Raw genomic sequence first — 19,887 nt, 5'->3', positions numbered from 1 at the left:
TTACCCCAGGTATAAAACGTGTTTTACTTCTGAATTCTGTATTTTGAATTCTGCTGTATTAGTTAAACATCAAAAATTGGCTTAAAAATAAAAGTTAAAAGCCCAAATTATTGCCAAAACCCTAAAATTTTAGTAAAAAATTTGTATATTTATTGTAGAGTAAGGCTTTCAAGATTTTCAAAGCAATATCAGCATAATATGTAATGAATAACTTACAAATTTATTACACAATATTTAACTTAATTGCATCTAATCTGCCACCTAACAATAATCTATTTAAGACTCCCTCACCTCTGAGTTTACTTTTTGAGCAATGTGAAAAGCAGAGATATATGAAAGTTGAAGACTGCCTCCAAAATTATCTTCTATGCAATGTCTCAATCCCAAAAATAAAGACTCTTTATTTTCTGGATCTAATTTTATGTATGGCGAGTAGGTATTCAAAAGTGTTAAATATTCCTCGACAGTATAGGCTACTTCTGATATAACTTGTCCAGATATCAAGTCTTTGAAATGACCCGAATCAATGGCCATATTTCCTAATTGTCTCAAGATATATTCTTGTGTTTTTTGGTCTTCATATCGGTCAATAGATGGAGTGTGTAATTGATAGATTTGCGAGAAACTTTGATACACTTCATAGCTGGGTTAAAGTTCCTTGTTCCATAATAAAATCAGGTAGCCATTCTCTTTTAGCGCATTTGCTGCTTTTGGATATCCAACTTCTGGTAATATCCAATGAAAAGAACTCGCTGCTAAAACGGCATCAAATTCAAATGGCTTGAGTTCCCACTCTTCAAAAGACGTGTTCTGAATCTCTACATTGGAATACGGTTGACAATTTTGTTGAGCAAGCTGGAAAAAATCTGGATTGGGTTCTAAGCAGATTATAGAGCAACCCAATTGAGCGATACTTACCGTTGCAGTTCCAGGCCCACATCCCACTTCCAGAATTTTTGAGTCAGTGGAGAGTTGAGCAACTTCCACAACTTGGTGAATCAAATCCTGAGGATAGCGCGGTCTTGCCTTATTATAAGCTTCTGCTGCCAGAGAATACCAATTTTTGCGCTGTTCAAGGTCTCTGCTAGAGTAGCTGATTATTGTTTGTTTTTGGTCTTCCATAATCTATTTAGTTCCTGCAACGCCGCTTTTGTTAGCTCAATTCCTATTGTTATGAAAACTCCGGCGTCTGCGGCCATTTTCCAACAAGGGTTTTTGCAACGGTACTACCTCAGCTTCGCTACTCTCGCGTGCTACCCGAATCAGCAACCCAGCAGCTATTAAGCTAGCAATCATGGAATTACCACCATAACTAAACATGGGCAAAGGTAAGCCAGTAGTAGGTAGAGAGCCTGTAGCAACACCAATATGAAGCAATGATTGTCCTACCATCAAAATCGTCACGCCGATCGCTACCAATCGATGTACTATATTTTTAGCCTTCAGCGCCACAATTAATCCAAGAGTGGCAAATGTAGCTAAAAGTACTAACAACACCATACTGCCAATAAAGCCAAACTCTTCTGCGAACACTGCAAAAATAAAATCGGTGTCCTGAATGGGTAAATAAAATAGTTTTTGTTGAGAAAGCCCAAATCCAGCTCCCCAAGTTTTACCAGAACCCACAGCTAGTAGACTTTGCACCAACTGGTAGCCATCTCCTGTAGCATCCGCCCACGGATTGAGGAATGACATCACCCGCTTACGCTGATACTCTTTAATACTAATACTGAGGACTGCCAACATCACTCCACCAATTGCTGTTCCTCCCAGATACTTGTAAGGTAAGCCAGATGCTAAAGCAATTAGCCAAATAGTCATTCCGCAAAGTGCTGTTGTACTCAAGTTAGGTTGAGCAAGAATTCCTAAAAGTACTAGACCGAAAATACCCAACCAAGCCAAACGAACCCGCCAACTGATTCGTTCCCATTGACCAAAAAGCCGCGCACTTTGCAGCACCAAAAAAGGTTTAATTAATTCTGAAGGTTGAATCGGAATAGGCCCGATCGCAATCCAACGCGCTGCGTCAAAAGCCTTTTTTCCCAATCCTGGGATCAGTGTAATGAAAATTAACGTCAAAAACAGTAATAAAAACCAATGGGATACTCCTAAAATTTTCTGCAATGGCAAATTAACAATAATATTGAATCCGATTAAGGAAACTAAGACCCAAAGCAGTTGACGCTTAAAGTAGTACAACCCATCTTCATGACGGGCATCAGCGACAGGATAGGATGCTGAAAATAGCATGATCAAGCCGACGAACAGCCAAATCAACGTTAACCAGCGCAACAGCCGCGCTTCTAATGCCCAGTTGGAGACTGAACTATCAAAAATTGGAATCAGGCGGCGTAGATTCACGAGCAGTACAGGTAAAAAGTTAGAAATTAGAAGTTAGAAATAAAACTCATAAATCATAACTTATAACTCATAAGTAGGCTTTACAACCATAAATTTTAGAGTTGTTAACTTCAGTACATCGCTAATTCAATATTTTTGACAAATTGCGTTGGCAAAGTCCACACTTCTCTACAAGACGCTGCGTGTTGTTGTAGCAAGATCGCCGTAGGGGTACGACAGAGCTACGTGACCACAGTAGGTATTGCTACATTGTATTAGGATTAGCATGAATTTCTGCGCTCGCGCGTTTGCTATTATAATCATCGAGCGCATCGATTTTGATTTTCAAAAATCCTAGCCACAAAAAAGAGGTCTTTTTTGACCTCTTACCAATTCTCTAAAATAATGTTTTATCTACAGCAATTAAATCAAGCCAGTATTAGCGCCTTGCTTACCAGTTGCTAGTTCAACCTTGATGATTGTGCCACCCGCTTTTTGAATGCGTTGCTGTTCGCGGAACCAATTCTCATAGGGAACTAGCTTAGTGAAGTAAGTATTTTGGAGTTCGCGTTGGGTACGAATTCTGGTTTGGCTGGGAACTAGAGCAGTAATTTTAAAGAAACGGGCCATGTTTTGAAAATCTCCTGTAAAATTTGTGAAAACTTTTTTATCTCAAAATCTTGAGTGCAAATCTTTTAATCATTCAAAGGCTGGAAATCAAACATCAATACTAGACCACTAACACTCATCAGTGATAATTTACCAAGATAAGCAATATAACGTTCTAGCACTCACGGCTGATTTCCAGACCTTAATAAAGTCGCACCTAAATTCTTAAGCGCAAACTAATTTTTAGCTTAAGCCAGAAGAGATATAGTCTAAGTAAACACCCATTTCCTTACCAGCATCAGAACCAACCAAACTAGCGGTTACTTCCTTGATTGCTTGGATAGCTTGCACGGTAGCACCGACGGGAACTCCTAAAGAGTTGTAGGTTTCCTTCAAGCCATTTAATACACGCTCATCCAAAATGGAAGGATCGCCAGCTAACATAGCGTAGGTGGCATAGCGGAGGTAGTAGTCCAAATCACGGATGCAAGCAGCATAGCGGCGGGTGGTGTACATGTTGCCACCGGGACGAGTGATGTCAGAGTATAGCAAAGATTTTGCTACAGCTTCTTTAACGATCGCAGCAGCGTTAGCGCTGATGGTGCTAGCAGCACGTACTCGCAGTTCGCCAGTAGAGAAATAGCCTTTTAGCTTTTGTAAAGCAGAAGCGTCTAGGTATTTACCTTGAACGTCTGCGGAGTTAATTACAGCAGTAATTGCGTCTTGAGCCATGTTGTTAATTCCTTATTTCCAACCGTATTGCAATACTTGTGTTTCGGCAGAGAAACAGCATCACCCTATAGCAGGGCACCAACTAAGTAGTCGAAGTAAGTACCAGCTTCAGCAGCATCATCACCAGACAGCAATGTACTAGCTACATTCTTCAGCCCACGGATACCTTCAGCAACACCATCGATAGGGGTTCCCAAGGACTTGTACAGTTCACGGGCACCGATGACACCAATTTCTTCGATGGGGGTAACATCACCAGCAACGATACCGTAGGTAACGAGGCGGAGGTAATAATCTAGGTCACGCAGACAAGTAGCAGTCAATTCTTGACCGTAAGCGTTACCACCAGGAGACACAACATCAGGACGCTTTTGGAACAGTTGATCGCCAGCTTGCTTAACCAGCCGTTCGCGGTTTTCTGTCAAAACTTGAGCAATCCGCACACGGCGCTCACCAGTAGCAACAAAGGATTTGATCCGATCCAATTCACCAGGGCTGAGGTAGCGAGCTTCTGCGTCAGCATTCACGATAGCTTTCGTGACGATACTCATTAATGGATTCCTCCAAATACGAATGAAACCAGGATTTGATTAAACTAGTGCGACTTTAAATTCGGTTCACTGAGTTTGTTTTCTCGTTCTTTTAGATACAACAGTTTAATAACTGTTACGGCTAATAAATTACGAGTTTTCTTGAGTCAACACCAGTAAACAAGCTTTTAAACTCAGTTACCTTCCGCAAAACATTTTCCGGCATTCTGTTGGGCATTTATTACTGTTCTTAACACTTTGTAATATTGTTTTTCAGAATTTCGGGTTTTAGCTGTAATCTGAGAGCAATATTACGAAAGGTTACGAAGGTGGAAGGGGACTGGGGACTGGGGACTAGGGACTGGGACAGTAAATAATCTGTGCCCTGTTCCCTATTCCCTATGCCCTATTCCCTATTCCCTATTGGAAAGCGGTTGTAAGGTACAACATATTCACCGAAGTAGCAGCTATATTCTTGGCTCTCGATTATTGCTTCTACAGCAGCAGACAAACCACTATTAGCTAGCAGATTGTTATACTGGCGAATTTCTTCCTGATCTGCGGGTGTACGCCCCAACAGGTGGCGGAAAAGGAACTCAATCACCTTCGCATCAGGATAAGGTGATAAGAAGCGCTGGCGATAGATTTCGGAACTAGCTAGTTGACGCACAAACTCCCGCACGGAAATTTCACCATTCTGGAGGTTGCTGTCTAGGTCACTACGGCGGAAATTATCAGGCACTTCACCGCTAAATATATCCAATACCTGACAGTAAATGGCGTTGATTGTCTGTTGTCTTTCGACTTGGTTTGTGGTTTCAGTTAGACGGTAAATACGTGCATGTTTACGCACAGGCACTTCCACTGATTGTCCGTTCCCATCGTTGTAGGAACGACCCAGTTCAGCAAATGAGGGCTGACCGTCTGTTTGCACTGCTATATCTGCGATCGCCTGTGTCAAAAGCGGCGTATCGCTAGCTCCGACACGGGCTTGCACTGGCTTAAAGCTCGGTACAACTACGTCATCGTTTTGCTTGGTAAGCTGGTTGTACAGCTTCTCCGTATTCGGGAAGTTTGCCGCAGGTAGGGTCGGGAAGCGACGGTAAGGCACCGTATCTTCACCAAACACCTCGTTATATTCCACACTATTTACCAAAGCAGCAATAAAGGCACGAATACCTTGAGTAGCCAAAATCTGGTTATACTTGCGGATTTCTGCTTGGTCTAATGGCGCACGTCCCAAGAAGTGTTTGGTTCCCAACTCAATTACTTTGGTGTTGGGGTAAGGTGTGTAGAACTCTTTCAGGTAGAGGTTAGAGTAACCCAAACCTTCAATAAACTCCTTCACACTAATTTCGCCGTTACCCAGCTTGCTTTCCCACGCCGTAAATTCATTTTTGGCGATATAGGGTGCAATATCCCGTTCAAAAATCTGACGATACGCAGCACTGATCAAAGTTTTTACAGCAACTTTGTCACTGGTATTCGCCACCAACTTGAAGATTTTGCTTTGTTCGCGTTGCTTGCTGACGCCTTGGTTAATGCGGAACTGAATATCTGGTTCTGACCGATTTTCTGTCACTGTACCCAGTGTCACAAAGTTCGGCGTTACTTCTTTCTGAACTTTCGCCGCAACATCTTCACGAATACTACCAACGCGCAATTGTCGCCCTGATACACCACCAGGAGTCAGATACCGTTCGTAAGGAATTGTATCTTCACCAAATGCTTCACTGTATTCTACGCTGTTAATAATGGCATCAACGACGGCGTAAAAGCCCTGTTTAGAAGCGATGTCAAAGTACTTGTTGATTTCTTGACGACCATAAGTCGGACGACCCAACAAGCGGCGGTGAATATACTCGATCGCTTTACAAACATACAGCGATGACCAGTACAGATTGCGGAATACATCCGACTTAGCCAAAGCACGGATAAACTCCCGTACAGAGATGTCGCCGTTTTCCAGCTTGATTTCCAATACCTTCGGGCGCTGACCTTCGTAAAGATCGCGACCGAAAACTTGCAGATAAGCAGCTTTAATCACTGCTTGCGTCGAGCTTTCAGAGAATCTGACGCTAGAACCTTTGGCAGCTTTTCTACCAATAGTACCAGGCAGTTGATCTAACTTGAACACCTTGGGGCCAAGAGTACCAGGAGCTTCACCCCGCGCGTTAGGATTGCTATTTTGGTTATTAATCCCTGCCCCTTGGTGAATCAGGATGCGCTTGGTATCCTTGCCAAAAGGAGCCGGACTGGTGCTGGGGTTGCGAGTTTCTTTCGGGAAAATCGCCCCAAATTGAATTTCCAAGGGATCATTCCCAGAACCATAGGGATGTTGGTCTGGTAGTGGTTGTTCGTAAGCAGCAAATGTGGTAATAAACTGAGGTATCTTGCGGAAAGGCGCACTGTAGTTAAACAGGTCTTGCTGCGGCCCCCAGTTGCGACATTCTTGTGCTTCTTGACCAAGACCCCGGAGGTAAGGTACTGTTTCTTCGCCAAAATAGTCGCCGTATTCAGCAGAATCTACTAAGGCATCTACTAAGGCTGGTAGACCACCGTTAGAAATAATTGAGAAGTATTTTTGTACTTCTTCTCGGCTACTTGGGCCCCGTCCCAGAATGTGACGGAAAGCTAGTTCGATGACTCGGCTGTTAATAAAAGGCTGGTAAAACTGTTTTTGGTAAAGGGGAGATTTAGCTAGACGACGGACAAACTCCTTCATGGAGATGTCGCCATTTTTCACCTTGGATTCTAGGTCAGATATTGACAAGCTATAAGCACGGGTAATATCGCGCTCAAAGATTTGCCGATAGGTCGCTTTGACTACCTCATTTTTTTCGCTACTTGACAACCCAGTTTTCATTACAAACTTGGGACGCCGTTCTGACGCATTAAAGTAAATTTGCGGCAGTTCCAACCCTTGCTGGTCGCTAGAGGGGCGTTGGCGGACTTTATTTGAGGGTGTGGCTGCTTTGAACTCTGTTAGCAAAACATCCATGTACTGAGACACAATCTCTGTAGCCTCAGCATCCTTGCGGAAAAAGGAAAGTGACCCGGCTTTGATTTCTTGCAAAGCTACCAGCGTTGCTTCACCAGAGCAGGCATTTTCAATTATTTCCCGCAAACCCCGTGTGTTAACCGCTATGATGTTGGGGTCGCCAGCAACGATCGCATAAGTAGCGTAGCGCAAGAACCAGGATAAATCCCGCAAGCTCTTGGCCATGTTGCTTGGGCCATATCGAGCAATGTTAATTGGTCTGAAACCCGGAGGTGTCGGGCCACTGGGGGATGAGTTAAATATTGATCGTAAATTTTCTAGGAACCCACCACGACTTTCAACGTAGGTTACAGTTCCCAGTTGCATCCCTTGCTGAACATTAGCACCAGCACTAACAGGTACTATTTCTATTTCTCTGGGCTTTTCTAAAAAAGCCATTGGCGAACCACCGACAAAAATCCGGTTGGCAGCGCGAGATACAATAATCTCGGCATTATCCGTCAGCGTCTGGGAAATTTCTAGACGCTTTGCACCAGATGCAAAATAGCTTGCCAGTTCATCTAATTCACCACTTCCCAAAAAGCGGTCTTGCTGCTCGGCTTGGGTAATTGTCGCTACAGCTAGGGTTTGATATAGTTGCGGACGCGCAACTGAGCTTCCACCACTTGCCTTAACACTCATCGGATTTGTAAAACTCCCATCATAATCATTTATGTGTTAAGTCTGGGTCGCTTTGAGGCTTGACACATCGGTGTGTCTGTGCTTTATAAGCTTGAGAGTCTGCCTGCAAAACTGCCAGTAAATTAACCCGGTTAGCTTTTAGATTAGAACGTTTTGCGTTCTCAAAGCTGGTTTATTAAGAACTGTGTAGAACCCGTAGCTTAGATACATCCAGTCTTAAGAGTACATACTCTTCTTTGGCTGAGACAAAATCTAAGTTTTGTAACTAGGTAAAATAGGGTAGGCATGGTCTACTGATGCCGAACCCCTGTATTTTGATGTTTGTGGCAGTGTCCACTCTATGATTATTACAACTTATACAAAATTTTAGTTGAAATCAAATTGCCTATGGCAATGTCGGTGGACAGTAGTCATAAGTCGATGTTAAGTTATTTTTGCTATTAGCAAATAATTAATAAATAACGTCACCCTGGAAATAATTCTTAACTTATGGTGATTTAAGCATTTGCTCTCAGCATTCTTTAATGGGAAAATACGATGCAGAAAAGTTATAAATTTAACTTTTTATTTAATGGTACCCTGTCTGCGATCGCAGTTATTATGGCTGTTACTCCTGCAAATGCGGTTCCAGAGCAAAAAATCAGCACCGTTGTGAAGTGGGCAAAGACCAGACCTCAACTACCAACTCTGAGATACAACAGCGAAGCCCACGGCTACGAGGGTACAAAGGGAAATTTATACTTTTATGCTGATGTCACTTCTCAAAATGGGATAGTGACTAAAGAAGGCATAACCGTTAGTGGTAGCGATCGCCTCAAATTCACCACAAAAAATGCCAATGCAGTGAAATTGTTACAAAATATTTATAATTCTAATATTGCCAATGACTTCCAGAAGTCCCGATATATCACCAAAGTTGGACGTGATCAGTATTATCGCGGACAAAAGTTTGCTTACATAACTGCTGAGGTGCAGGGTGGGTCATCATTTCAAATAATTCCCTTGAATAAGTTGCAACAGTTTATAGATAATGCCAAATATTGCCAAACCAATCAGTGCGACGTTTAATTAGGGATTTCCAAGAAATAAACTAACCACACAGACGCAGAAAACACAGAGAGAAGAGAAATAGAGAGGATTTTTGTGTCAGTTTTGGGATATGTTTTATTTGAAAGTCTCTTAACCTTGTAGCCTGGAATCTACATAAGCATTATCATTAAACAAAGGCACGCAATTACTAACGTTGTAGGCGGCGGACAGTTCAACATCTGACTCAAAACCTTTTTCAATCAACTCTTTACCCGAACTACATTTTTTCAAGTACCCCAGTAAATCCTGCTGGAAAGCTTGAAATGTTGTCACAGCAACTTCGGCTTCTGGTGATAGACTGCCATCTAAATAACTCAGAATTGCCCCAGCACCAATTAAATCTTCAAATGCAGGGCGGAGGCTACCATCTTCTTTCCACCTTTCACCAGCAGGAATCACAGCGATTTTATCACCATACTTTTGAGCAAACTGCGCTACAGCTTGGCAATTTCGCAAGCAACCACCCAAAGTTGGTGTATTCCCTGTATGTAAAGTCAGAAAAGAACCATTTGGTGAAGGTAATACTAGTCTAGTTCCAGCAGGAATCTGAGCTACCGATTTTGGTGAGAGAGAATATCCTGTTGTAGTCCAACGTTGTCTATGACTTGCTAACTCTGCTCGCAATGACTTGGCATAATCTATAACAGATTCATCTCTCATTGCGTAGGGAAAAATTATCGCGCCGTTGTTGGTGGCAATTTCCACGCAGGTAGAAAAAGAGAGAACGTCAACTATTACAATTACATCACTGATGGGAGAGAGTTGAGCAACTCCTTGTAGTCCCCATTCACAGCGTAAATTAAACTCTGATTGGTTGTAAATCATTGGAGCGATCGCAAAAGACAATATGATAAAAATCAAACCATAGATAAGTAAGCTAGTGTAAATAATTAAAGGTTTGTAGCCAGTACAAAACGTGCTAATTTAAGAGCTTCAGCCTATTTATGAGACGCTACGCTAACACTACAAACTAAAGGTTAGTAGTAAGTAGTTCAGCAGTTATAATCAATATAAAACTTCAAAGATAAAAATACTATGAATTTAACTGTAAAAACTTATCCTAACAATACTGTACCCAAGTTAACTTATGATGTGCTGATTGAAAATCAACAAGATGGGGGAGTTAGTGCAACAGTGCTAGGGTTGCCAGATTTTAAAGGCTCTGGTGTGACTAAAGAAGCACTAGAAAAACTAATTCAACTTTTACAAGAGCGAAAACCAGAAATAGTAACTTTAGAAATTGAACCTCCCCAAACCGAAAACCCTTGGATGAAATTTGCGGGTATGTTCAAGGATGATCCGCAATTTGACGAGATGCTGGCATATATAGAAGCTGATCGTCGTGAACTTGACGCACAAATGGAGGAATATTATCGGCAACTTGATGCAGAGGATGAAGCTAAGTGACTTTATGGATACTTGATACGGATCACGTCTCACTTTTTCAACAGTTGCATCCAGTTGTTACACGGCGTATTAATGCAGCCAATTCTGAAGACATTGCCATAACGATAATTACAGTTGAAGAACAACTGCGTGGGAGGTTTAATGTAATCAGAAAGGCTTCCTCATCTGATGCATTGCTATTAGCTTACGTAAACCTACAGGCTACTTTAGAGTTTTTCAAAAATCTGCGATCGCTAGAATTTGATGAGTATGCTATTAATTGTTACGAAGACTTGATTCGTCAAAGAATTCGCATTGGTACTCAAGATTTACGCATTGCGGCAATTACGTTGTCGGTGAATGGGATTTTAGTAACCCGCAACCGGAAGGATTTTGAGAAAGTTCCTAATTTGCGTTTATAAGATTGGACTATATCTTAATTTTTGTCAAGGCTAAATTGACCTATTTGTTTATATTGAAAAAATTCAGAGTAATATTATTAGCTTCCCAATATTTTTTGGCTGAATTTAAAATCTCCAATGTTATTTGGTACTGTGTCGGTTCAGCTTGAGCAAAGATATCAGCATGGTCATACAATATAACGTATCTCTCAGCTGGACACCATGTTAAATCGGTGATACATTCATAAAAAGCATCCCAATTAGCACCAAAGTATGTAGGAAATTGCATTGCTTCAGGAGCTTTACTAAAAAACGTTTCTTTGCTATTAATTTTTTTACCATCAAGATAAAAAACTTTAGTTCCTGGTTCTGCGGCTATTTGTTCCACTGCTTCACGTATGCCTTGTTTTACATCTGTTGACGAAACATTTAGAAATTCACTCAGATATTCCTCCTTACTTATCACGACTACTAGATGACTTATTGAAAGCTATTGTAGTCATCAGCAGTATAGTAAATTTCGTGATTTTACCTAGTAAGCAGAAATTTATGAAAATCGCCAAAACCATCGATAAAAACGCCAACAACACCCAATCCCTATAATCCCCATCAAAAACCCACCAACAAAACCAGAGACAAGACTAATAAAACCCAACATAACAAACAAGAAAAGGAAATAACACCACACTACAGCCAGACCAAAAGATGATTGCGAAACTTGAGATTGAGTTAGCTTAATTGGTAATGAAGTAGCTGTATTGCTAAATGATGCAAGCTGCCAAATCTTGATAGTCTTGTCCCCACTTCCACTGGCGAGGGCTTTGCCATCTGGGCTGAAAGCTACGGAATTAACATAGGAGGAATGCCCCTGAAGGGTGTAGATTTCTCTTCCCGTGGCTAGATCCCATAATTTGATAGTCTTGTCATCACTCCCACTGGCAAGGATTTTGCCATCTGGGCTGAAAGCTACGGAATTAACAGAGTTGGAATGCCCTTGAAGAGTATGGATTTGCCCTCCAGTTACGAGATTTTCTATAATTTTATCTGCGGCAAAAGCTTTAGGTTGTGATGTTGATATAGCAAAAGCAGATTGTTGTTTTGGTCTAACAAAGCCAGGAAATATATCAATACCAAGTTTTGTAGAGCGATCGCACCAATAACACTTACCATAAGTTCGGCTGTAATAGTGGCTGTCTACCTTTCCACAGATAGTTAACTCATTAACAGCAAGTCTGAGCGCCTTTACCCAATCCCCAGCAGTTGGGCGCAAGTTAGGATTTTTATAACCATCGTTAAAGCATCTGAGAAAACGTCGCTGAACCTCTGGGTGAACAATCTCAAGAGGAATTGTCCTTTCTACAGGTTGAATCAAACTGTTTGGTGCATACAGCCATAAACCCTGACGGATAAGTTCATTAGTTTCTGGAGTTTCCCCCGTACCCATCCACTTTCCGGCAAAAGGACTTTCACCACCAAACAACAACTGATAGATAATCACTGCTAACCGAAAGCGATCGTGTACTTCCGTTTGATCGATACTAGAAAAATCTTTATCAATCAGTTCCGGTGGTGTAAAGCCCTCTGAACCAACTAGACAACGATAAACCTTATTGTTTTTCGGATTCCGAACCTGAAATGAATCAGTATCAATAATTGAAGGTAAGGCGCGATCATTTACAAGAATATTTTGCGGCTTGATGTCACCCACAACATAACCATAAATGTGAATTGCTTCAATAATTGAGGCGATATTCAGCGCCGTTGTATGGAAAAAACGCCAATCAACCTCAAGTTTCAAATCCTTTCTTTTTTTAGGATTGTATACATCAATAAGTTCTTTTCCTTCCTTAATTTCCGGCATCAAAAAGCCCACACAATTAGCCTGAGCATCTTTCAGTACAGACTTAGGCCAAGCAAAAGAAATATGATTGAGGTGAGAATTTGGCTCTTTGGGACGGTGCGCTATCATTACCGCCAACTTTTGCACATGCTCAGGAGTTGGCGAGTGGTAAATTTTTGCTAAGTAACCATTGCGATTTGTTTGCCAAACCTTCGCTTCGCCACTAATTTTAGGTTCACCCAGCAGAGTAATCGATTGACCCGTACTGGTACAGGTGAAAACTGTCATCGAATTTTACTCTCTATTAAACAAGCACAAAAGTAAAGTTTTATCATCGTCAGTGCGAGAATTTAGCCGTTCAGAGTTGAGGAATTCCATCAAATATTTATCTTCATCCTCTGGATTAACAGTTTCGTGCAAGTATTCCTCCAAAGGTTTAAAGAAAGGCGAGAAGGGTTGCCAGTCGCTCAAGCGAATTGCTACTTTTTCTAGTCCATCAGTGGAAGCACAAATAAACTCTTGTTTTTCATGAATAACCTTTACCTGCATTTCTTTTACTGCATTTGCTGAAGTGATAAAAGTCGTTTCATTAGCAAACTCGCCTTTATCTGGCTGAAATAACAGTTGATATTCTGAATCTTGAGAACGCACCACAATAAATCCATCGCCGATTTGCATAGCTGCAAGCCAGTCATGAGTTGCCACAAAAACCAACAACGTACAAGCTAAATCATTGACAGAATAATCTTCTTCATCTGCTTGCTTCTGTAATTCTGTAATAACTTGGTTTACAATCTTAGCAAACACTTTCTGAGCTTCTTCTTTGTCAAGTGGTTGAGAAAAAGCTTGCTTATGAGGAAATTCATTAATATCAGAAAAGCATTTCAGTACTGTTTCTACCGCCAATCGAGAACCATCATTAGAATGTTTAGCACTACCAGCACCATCAGCAACAGCGCCTACAATCACATCACCAAAGCTGCAATAATTCCCATAATCTTGACAAACTATCCCCTGCTTTTGATGACTTGTTCCAATCTCGTAACCCGCAACAGCTTTCCACTTCTTCACAAAATTTCCTCTAACTGATAACTTGACCCCATCCCATAGCCGGTAAAGCTACAGCTTGCCCTACTTTGCCACTAGAAACCCGTTTCATCGAAGCAGAAAGCCAGACAAACATCTTACGAAAATCTAAGCCATTTAGCATAACTGGTGGACGTTCAGGAGGGGAAATTTGTTTGAGGATATTCATATCAGCACCTTGTACACCAACCGCAAAAAATGAAAGTCGGCTTTGTGCTTCTGCTTGTCTCAATCTTTGCGCGGCTGATTGCCAGGAGTCAGTTGGCGCTCCGTCTGTAATCAAGAATACCCAAGAGCGATAATAGAGAATACCGTTGTCTTTATAAGTCTGTTTGCGATTTTCCAGAAAATCCAAAGCATACTCAATCGCCGCACCCATTGGGGTAACACCATCTACTTCCAATGTAGGCGGTGTAAATTGGTCAATCGTCACAAAGTCTTGCGTGATTTTAACTATAAGACCAAATGTAATCATAGCCACTTCCACACTCAGCGATGCTTGGGAATCTTTTAGTACATCTGCTTTGAAAGCAGCAAGTCCTCGATTTAACTCTTGGATAGGCTGACCTGACATGGAGCCAGAAGTATCGAGTAATAGAATTACAGGGCAACGATTTTCTGGATTTTCAACGAATTTCGGCATTCCTACAGCCATTTAATGCTCCTATTTAAGTAATTTTTTATACAAAACTATAATTAATTTTATTAGCCAAGAGATACTTAAACAGTAGTGTTTTTACTGAAACAACTTCCCTAACTAAAATATATGGGCTGATAGCGATCACAATTATTTATCTACCTGAAGTGTCCAGCATTCGCTAAACTCAGAAATGCTGCGTTATTCCTCATCATGTCCGATTCCCAAACCGTTAGTGCTGCTGTTGCCAAACTCTACAATACCTACCCCTTTCCGCCAGAAGCTCTGTTGGATGAACCACCTCCAGGCTATAACTGGCGCTGGAATTGGCTAGCCGCTCATAACTTTTGCACAGGTCAAAAACCCCAAAAGCAAGATATTCGGATTTTAGATGCAGGTTGCGGTACTGGTGTGAGTACAGAGTACTTGGTTCACCTCAATCCTCAAGCTTCTGTTGTGGGAATTGACCTCAGTACTGCCGCTTTAGCTGTAGCAAAAGAGCGTTGTCAGCGTTCAGGGGCTACCTGCGTTGAATTTCATCACCTCAGCTTGTTTGATGTGGAACAGTTACCGGGTGAGTTTGATTTAATCAACTGTGTTGGTGTTTTGCATCATACCTCCGATCCCATTCGTGGTATTCAAGCCTTGGCGAAGAAGTTAGCCCCAGGCGGCTTAATGCACATTTTTGTGTACGGGGAGTTGGGACGCTGGGAAATTCAACTCATGCAAAAAGCGATCGCACTTCTTCAAGGTGACAAAAAAGGCGACTACCGCGATGGTGTCCAAGTCGGACGACAAATATTTGCTTCTCTACCAGAAAATAACCGAATTGTCAAATACGATAAACAGCGTTGGTCATTAGAAAACCACAAGGATGAAAACTTTGCTGATATGTACGTTCATCCCCAGGAAATTGACTACAACATTGAGACGCTGTTTGAATTAATAGATGCTTCGGGATTGGAGTTTATTGGTTTCTCGAATCCGAGTTTCTGGGATTTAGAGAGACTTTTAGGCAAAGCACCAAAGTTAGTAGAACGGGCAAAAGATTTGAGCGATCGCCAGGTTTACCGCCTGATAGAATTACTAGATCCAGAAGTAACTCATTACGAATTTTTCCTCGGTCGTCCTCCCTTAATTAAGTCCGATTGGTCAGACGATAACGCCCTACTGGCAGCGATTCCTGAACTTAATCCTTGTATTGAAGGATTTCCCAGCCAATGTTTCTTTAATTACGATTACCAGATTGTTAATTTATCTGTACCAGAGTTTGAATTTATGCAAAAATGTGATGCTAATTCAACAGTGGCAGATATTTTAGCAGGTGTGCAACTGGGATTGGATGGGGTAAGAACGCTTCTTCAGCAGCAGCTGATTTTATTGATACCTGTTTAATTACACTGGATTTTGATACTAAGTTAAGATTTGTCAATTTATACTTGTGGTGAAGAGCGATCGCCCATCACCACTTTTGGCAAATTAATGTAAATTAGGAAAGTGCCTAAGAAACAGGGTATTGTACATCCCAAAAGTTGGGGCTTTCTGGAATTCAGCAGTGGTGCGATCTTTAATGACTTGCCGCTACTCTACGATTTCTGATTTGCGGTACGTTCATACACTCCTCAAGCACCAGTTGATTTTATTGACACCAACTTAATTCAAACTTTGGAGGATAATTATTCACTCAAAAAAACTGAAATTGGAAGAAATTTTGAATTTTCAGGCAACATTTATTGATTATTCACGCACACGCTCCCTCACACAATCAGCCGCTCTCTCGCTTCTGTGAGCGCGATTTTACTGAATGTGTAACGTTGACAAGAAGTTAATTGTTTTTTCCTAAAGTATTGTTACCGGATCGTGATATGATTCAGCTGACTGAATGTGCAGTCATCATATTTAACTGTACTGGTTTCAAGTCCCGTGAGCTTGTCAGACGAATCAATTGCGCCCACTCCGACAACGCAACAAGATGCTAAAACTGGTTCTGGAGACACAGAATCAGGTAACTCCATGCAAGAGTTCTATCAACTCTTCCAGCGATTATTGGTAATCACGCTTGTCTTGACGGGGGTTATTTTTATCTCTGTGTGGATTTTTTATTCCTTAAACATTGCCCTAAATTATTTAATTGGGGCGTGTACAGGTGTGGTTTACTTAAAAATGTTGGCTAGAGACGTTGAGCAGCTTGGTAGTCAGAAAACCAGTTTGAGCAAAACTCGTTTTGCTCTGTTTATTGGAGTGATGATCGTGGCAACTCAATGGCGTGAGCTACAGATTCTGCCCATTTTTTTGGGATTTCTAACTTACAAAGCCACGCTCCTCGTCTATATGGTGCAAATTGCGTTCATTCCTGATTCTTAAAAAGTCAGGCTCACAAAGATAGTAATCCCATCCTCGCTCGTTGGGGAAAATGCTTGAAGAATGCAAATGCTTAGTGTCTTAAACGCCTTTAATTCTTTTCCCCTCGCCGCATTAGAAGTAGGTCATCATTTCTATTGGCAGTTGGGCAATCTTAAAATTCATGGGCAAGTTTTTCTCACCTCATGGTTTGTGATTAGTATTCTAGTAGTGGCTTCAATAGCTGCTACTCGCAACGCACAAAGAATTCCCAAGGGCATCCAGAATTTGATGGAATATGCCTTAGAATTTATTCGTGATTTGGCAAAAAACCAACTTGGTGAGAAAGAGTACCGCCCTTGGGTGCCATTTATTGGCACATTGTTCTTGTTTATTTTCGTATCGAACTGGTCAGGCGCACTAATTCCCTGGAAGCTCATCAGGCTACCTTCGGGCGAATTGGCAGCTCCCACCAATGACATCAATACGACTGTTGCATTGGCATTGCTGACCTCTTTAGCGTACTTTTACGCAGGTTTTAGCAAACGGGGTTTAGGCTACTTTAAGAAATATATAGAGCCAACACCTGTTTTGTTGCCGATCGCAATTCTAGAAGATTTCACCAAGCCCCTCTCCCTAAGCTTCCGGCTATTTGGTAATATTTTGGCGGATGAATTGGTAGTAGCGGTGCTGGTGCTGCTAGTTCCTCTATTTGTACCTCTGCCTGTAATGGCCTTGGGTTTATTTACCAGTGCCATTCAAGCTCTGGTTTTCGCCACCCTAGCCGGAGCATACATTCATGAGGCAATGGAGGGGCATGGCGGAGATGAACATGAGGAGCATTAAACTTCTCAGTTGATAGCACAGTTCCAAGAGCATATTCGCTCAAAACATCGCAAAGCGCGATCTAAAGAACTCAAGTGCAGCGTGAAAACCACGTTTCTAATTGTTAACGTACTTTTGTAGTTTTGTAATCAAAGCAAGGAAAATCAACATGGATCCATTAGTTCAGGCTGCTTCAGTTCTCGCTGCTGCTTTAGCGATTGGTTTAGCTGCAATTGGCCCTGGTATTGGTCAAGGAAATGCTGCTGGACAAGCAGTAGAAGGTATTGCTCGTCAACCTGAAGCAGAAGGTAAAATTCGCGGTACTCTGCTATTAACCTTGGCATTCATGGAATCCTTGACTATTTATGGTCTAGTAATTGCCCTGGTATTGCTGTTTGCTAACCCCTTCGGCTAATATCTGAAAATTTTTGTGAGTGTGGAGACGTGAATCATCACGCCTCTACAATCAAAATCCTTTGGGTATCTCAATAGTTATAATGTTCAGTTGACCCTTGTTGGCTATGGGTCTCTAAAATACGAAAGGTTGGATGATGTTGCTAGCCATGAAAACTGCTACTCCAGCCAAAGAGGAGATAAATGTTTGATTTCGATGCTACCTTGCCCTTCATGGCATTGCAATTCCTGCTATTGGCAGCTTTGTTGAATGCAATTTTCTATAAGCCACTGACCAAGGTACTAGACGATCGCGATAATTATATCCGAACGAATACCCTTGAGGCGAAAGAAAGCTTGGCAAAAGCCGAGCGCTTGGCTACCGAATATGAGCAACAACTCGCAGACGCTCGCAGACAATCGCAAGCTACCGTAGAAGCAGCTCAACTTGAAGCTAAGAAAATTACTGCCGAGAAAATTGCCGAGGCTCAAAAAGAAGCTCAGTCTCAACGAGAACAAGCTTCTGTTGAAATAGAACAACAAAAGCAAGAAGCTTTTCGCACCTTAGAGCAACAAGTTGATGCTCTAAGCAGGCAGATTCTAGAAAAACTATTAGGGCCAACTCCAGTTAGATAAACTAACTAGACTGGCTCTGTGAAAGCATACGCGCAACTGGGCCCTAGTCCAGAGCGCAAAATTTAAGTGTCAAATAAAGGCACTTTTTCCCTTCTGGGGAAAGATACTTAATTTCCTTACAGGGAAAAATACAACGTATTAGCAAGCGAGCAGCGCACTTGTAAATGGGTATCATGGGGACATTCTTATTACTTGCCGCAGAAGCGAACGCTGTTCACTCTGAATTGGCAGAAGGCGCAGGAGAAGGTGGTTTCGGTCTAAACCTAGACATTTTTGAAACCAATCTGATCAATCTAGCGATTCTGGTTGGCATACTATTCTACTTCGGACGTAAAGTTTTAAGCAATATCCTGAACGAGCGACAATCTAATATTGCCACTGCAATTCAGGAAGCAGAAGGGCGCTTAAAAGAGGCAAAGACTGCCCTTTCCCAAGCGCAAGAGCAGTTGAAGCAATCTCAGGCAGAGGCAGAACGCATCCGCCAATCGGCTGTAGAAAACGCCCAAAAGACGCAAGAAGCATTGTTAGCGAAGGCAGGGCAAGACGTAGAACGCTTGAAACAAACAGCAGCAGCAGATTTAAACACCGAAACAGAGCGAGCGATCGCTCAACTACGGCAACGAGTTGCTACACTAGCATTGCAAAAAGTCGAATCGCAACTCAAAGGCGGGATTGCCGACGATGCTCAACAAAGTTTAATTGACCGCAGCATCGCACAACTGGGAGGCAATGTATGACAAGTCAGGTAGCGGCAGCCGAAGTAGCCCAACCTTACGCACAGGCACTTTTGTCAATAGCGCAATCGAAAAATTTGACAGAAGAGTTCGGGGAAGATGCGCGTACTTTCCTGGGACTGTTAAGGGCAGACAAACAGCTACATAACTTCTTCAGCAACCCGTTTATTCAGGCTGAGAACAAAAAAGCTCTCATCAAACAAATACTTGGTGAAGGCTCTAACCCCTACTTACGCAACTTTTTGTTGGTACTAGTAGACAAACGTCGCATTGCATTCTTGGAATCGATTTTTCAACAATATCTGGCGCTGTTGCGGCAGCTGAATCAAACCGTATTAGCGGAAGTAATTTCAGCCGTTCCCCTCACAGAAGCTCAACAGCAGGCAATCATCCAAAAGGTCATTGCCATCAGTAATGCTCGCCAGGTAGAACTAGAAACCAAGGTAGACAGTGAGTTAATTGGTGGTGTGATCATAAAAGTAGGTTCGCAAGTAATTGATGCCAGTATCCGGGGTCAGTTGCGTCGCCTTTCATTGCGCTTAACTAATAGCTAGAAAGTTAGGAGTTAGAGAGACGCGATTAATCGCGTACAGGAGTTAAAAGTTAGGAGTTAAGTAAATAGTAATT

Annotated in this window: 19 protein-coding genes and 2 pseudogenes; 10 read left to right on the top strand and 11 right to left on the bottom strand. The window is 41.9% G+C overall.

The window, feature by feature from the left end:
- Positions 1 to 276: 276 nt before the first annotated feature.
- The 6 genes and pseudogenes from ACFE90_RS00690 to ACFE90_RS00665 form a co-directional block, all read right to left on the bottom strand.
- Positions 277 to 1,122: pseudogene (locus tag ACFE90_RS00690) on the bottom strand (class I SAM-dependent methyltransferase).
- 36 nt (positions 1,123 to 1,158) lie between these two features.
- Positions 1,159 to 2,361 carry an FtsW/RodA/SpoVE family cell cycle protein gene (locus tag ACFE90_RS00685; RefSeq protein ID WP_375496809.1) on the bottom strand — a complete coding sequence of 401 codons (1,203 nt, stop codon included), beginning with the start codon at positions 2,359 to 2,361 and terminating at the stop codon, positions 1,159 to 1,161.
- Between the two features lie 402 nt (positions 2,362 to 2,763).
- On the bottom strand, positions 2,764 to 2,970 hold the full coding sequence (locus ACFE90_RS00680) for a phycobilisome linker polypeptide (protein ID WP_109007263.1): 207 nt from the start codon (positions 2,968 to 2,970) through the stop codon (positions 2,764 to 2,766).
- 222 nt (positions 2,971 to 3,192) lie between these two features.
- On the bottom strand, positions 3,193 to 3,681 hold the full coding sequence (gene apcB, locus ACFE90_RS00675; RefSeq protein WP_375496807.1) for an allophycocyanin subunit beta: 489 nt from the start codon (positions 3,679 to 3,681) through the stop codon (positions 3,193 to 3,195).
- Positions 3,682 to 3,746: 65 nt separating this feature from the next.
- Entirely contained in the window at positions 3,747 to 4,232 is a 486-nt protein-coding gene (gene apcA, locus ACFE90_RS00670) for an allophycocyanin subunit alpha (protein ID WP_322646676.1), read from the bottom strand.
- Between the two features lie 403 nt (positions 4,233 to 4,635).
- Positions 4,636 to 7,893: pseudogene (locus tag ACFE90_RS00665) on the bottom strand (phycobilisome rod-core linker polypeptide); the annotation flags it as partial.
- A 537-nt stretch (positions 7,894 to 8,430) separates the two neighbouring features.
- On the opposite strand from ACFE90_RS00665, the gene ACFE90_RS00660 reads away from it, so the two are divergent.
- A complete protein-coding gene (locus ACFE90_RS00660) occupies positions 8,431 to 8,961 on the top strand; it encodes a hypothetical protein (protein ID WP_375496805.1) in 531 nt (176 codons plus the stop codon).
- Positions 8,962 to 9,072: 111 nt separating this feature from the next.
- Here the strand turns inward: ACFE90_RS00660 and ACFE90_RS00655 are convergent, their stop codons facing one another.
- Positions 9,073 to 9,807 (bottom strand): 2-phosphosulfolactate phosphatase, encoded by a 735-nt coding sequence (locus ACFE90_RS00655; protein ID WP_375496803.1) that lies wholly within the window; start codon positions 9,805 to 9,807, stop codon positions 9,073 to 9,075.
- Positions 9,808 to 10,017: 210 nt separating this feature from the next.
- Between ACFE90_RS00655 and ACFE90_RS00650 the strand changes: the two genes are divergently transcribed.
- Positions 10,018 to 10,389, top strand: a complete 372-nt coding sequence (locus ACFE90_RS00650) for a hypothetical protein (RefSeq protein WP_375496801.1) — start codon at positions 10,018 to 10,020, stop codon at positions 10,387 to 10,389.
- Positions 10,386 to 10,790: a type II toxin-antitoxin system VapC family toxin gene (locus ACFE90_RS00645; RefSeq protein WP_375496799.1), complete on the top strand. Its 405-nt coding sequence runs from the start codon at positions 10,386 to 10,388 to the stop codon at positions 10,788 to 10,790. The genes ACFE90_RS00650 and ACFE90_RS00645 overlap by 4 nt, the downstream gene beginning before the upstream one ends.
- A gap of 40 nt (positions 10,791 to 10,830) precedes the next feature.
- Here ACFE90_RS00645 and ACFE90_RS00640 read toward each other — a convergent pair whose 3' ends face one another.
- The 4 genes from ACFE90_RS00640 to ACFE90_RS00625 all read right to left on the bottom strand — a co-directional run bounded on the left by ACFE90_RS00640 (position 10,831) and on the right by ACFE90_RS00625 (position 14,350).
- The gene (locus ACFE90_RS00640; protein ID WP_375496797.1) at positions 10,831 to 11,235 is read right to left on the bottom strand and encodes a barstar family protein; all 405 of its coding nucleotides are present in this window, start codon (positions 11,233 to 11,235) and stop codon (positions 10,831 to 10,833) included.
- Between the two features lie 81 nt (positions 11,236 to 11,316).
- Positions 11,317 to 12,897, bottom strand: coding sequence for a helix-hairpin-helix domain-containing protein (locus tag ACFE90_RS00635; RefSeq protein ID WP_375496795.1), 1,581 nt, complete (start codon positions 12,895 to 12,897; stop codon positions 11,317 to 11,319).
- Between the two features lie 6 nt (positions 12,898 to 12,903).
- Positions 12,904 to 13,680 carry a PP2C family serine/threonine-protein phosphatase gene (locus tag ACFE90_RS00630; protein WP_375496793.1) on the bottom strand — a complete coding sequence of 259 codons (777 nt, stop codon included), beginning with the start codon at positions 13,678 to 13,680 and terminating at the stop codon, positions 12,904 to 12,906.
- A 10-nt stretch (positions 13,681 to 13,690) separates the two neighbouring features.
- The gene (locus ACFE90_RS00625; protein ID WP_375496791.1) at positions 13,691 to 14,350 is read right to left on the bottom strand and encodes a VWA domain-containing protein; all 660 of its coding nucleotides are present in this window, start codon (positions 14,348 to 14,350) and stop codon (positions 13,691 to 13,693) included.
- A 195-nt stretch (positions 14,351 to 14,545) separates the two neighbouring features.
- On the opposite strand from ACFE90_RS00625, the gene ACFE90_RS00620 reads away from it, so the two are divergent.
- The 7 genes from ACFE90_RS00620 (at position 14,546) to atpH (ending at position 19,814) form a co-directional block, all read left to right on the top strand.
- Positions 14,546 to 15,727: a methyltransferase gene (locus ACFE90_RS00620; RefSeq protein ID WP_375496789.1), complete on the top strand. Its 1,182-nt coding sequence runs from the start codon at positions 14,546 to 14,548 to the stop codon at positions 15,725 to 15,727.
- Between the two features lie 528 nt (positions 15,728 to 16,255).
- Positions 16,256 to 16,696 (top strand): ATP synthase subunit I, encoded by a 441-nt coding sequence (locus ACFE90_RS00615; protein WP_375496787.1) that lies wholly within the window; start codon positions 16,256 to 16,258, stop codon positions 16,694 to 16,696.
- A 60-nt stretch (positions 16,697 to 16,756) separates the two neighbouring features.
- Positions 16,757 to 17,518 (top strand): F0F1 ATP synthase subunit A, encoded by a 762-nt coding sequence (gene atpB / locus ACFE90_RS00610; RefSeq protein ID WP_181984851.1) that lies wholly within the window; start codon positions 16,757 to 16,759, stop codon positions 17,516 to 17,518.
- A 148-nt stretch (positions 17,519 to 17,666) separates the two neighbouring features.
- The gene (gene atpE / locus ACFE90_RS00605) at positions 17,667 to 17,912 is read left to right on the top strand and encodes an ATP synthase F0 subunit C (protein WP_012411162.1); all 246 of its coding nucleotides are present in this window, start codon (positions 17,667 to 17,669) and stop codon (positions 17,910 to 17,912) included.
- Between the two features lie 182 nt (positions 17,913 to 18,094).
- Positions 18,095 to 18,526 (top strand): F0F1 ATP synthase subunit B', encoded by a 432-nt coding sequence (locus tag ACFE90_RS00600; RefSeq protein ID WP_118167294.1) that lies wholly within the window; start codon positions 18,095 to 18,097, stop codon positions 18,524 to 18,526.
- A 164-nt stretch (positions 18,527 to 18,690) separates the two neighbouring features.
- Positions 18,691 to 19,263, top strand: coding sequence for a F0F1 ATP synthase subunit B (locus ACFE90_RS00595; protein ID WP_375496785.1), 573 nt, complete (start codon positions 18,691 to 18,693; stop codon positions 19,261 to 19,263).
- Positions 19,260 to 19,814, top strand: a complete 555-nt coding sequence (gene atpH, locus ACFE90_RS00590; RefSeq protein ID WP_334805292.1) for an ATP synthase F1 subunit delta — start codon at positions 19,260 to 19,262, stop codon at positions 19,812 to 19,814. The genes ACFE90_RS00595 and atpH overlap by 4 nt, the downstream gene beginning before the upstream one ends.
- Positions 19,815 to 19,887: the final 73 nt, after the last annotated feature.

It is taken from the genome of uncultured Nostoc sp. (assembly GCF_964245445.1).
Lineage (GTDB): Bacteria > Cyanobacteriota > Cyanobacteriia > Cyanobacteriales > Nostocaceae > Nostoc.
Note: the sequence above shows the minus strand (reverse complement) of the source record. Positions and strands in the feature narration are given on the sequence as shown.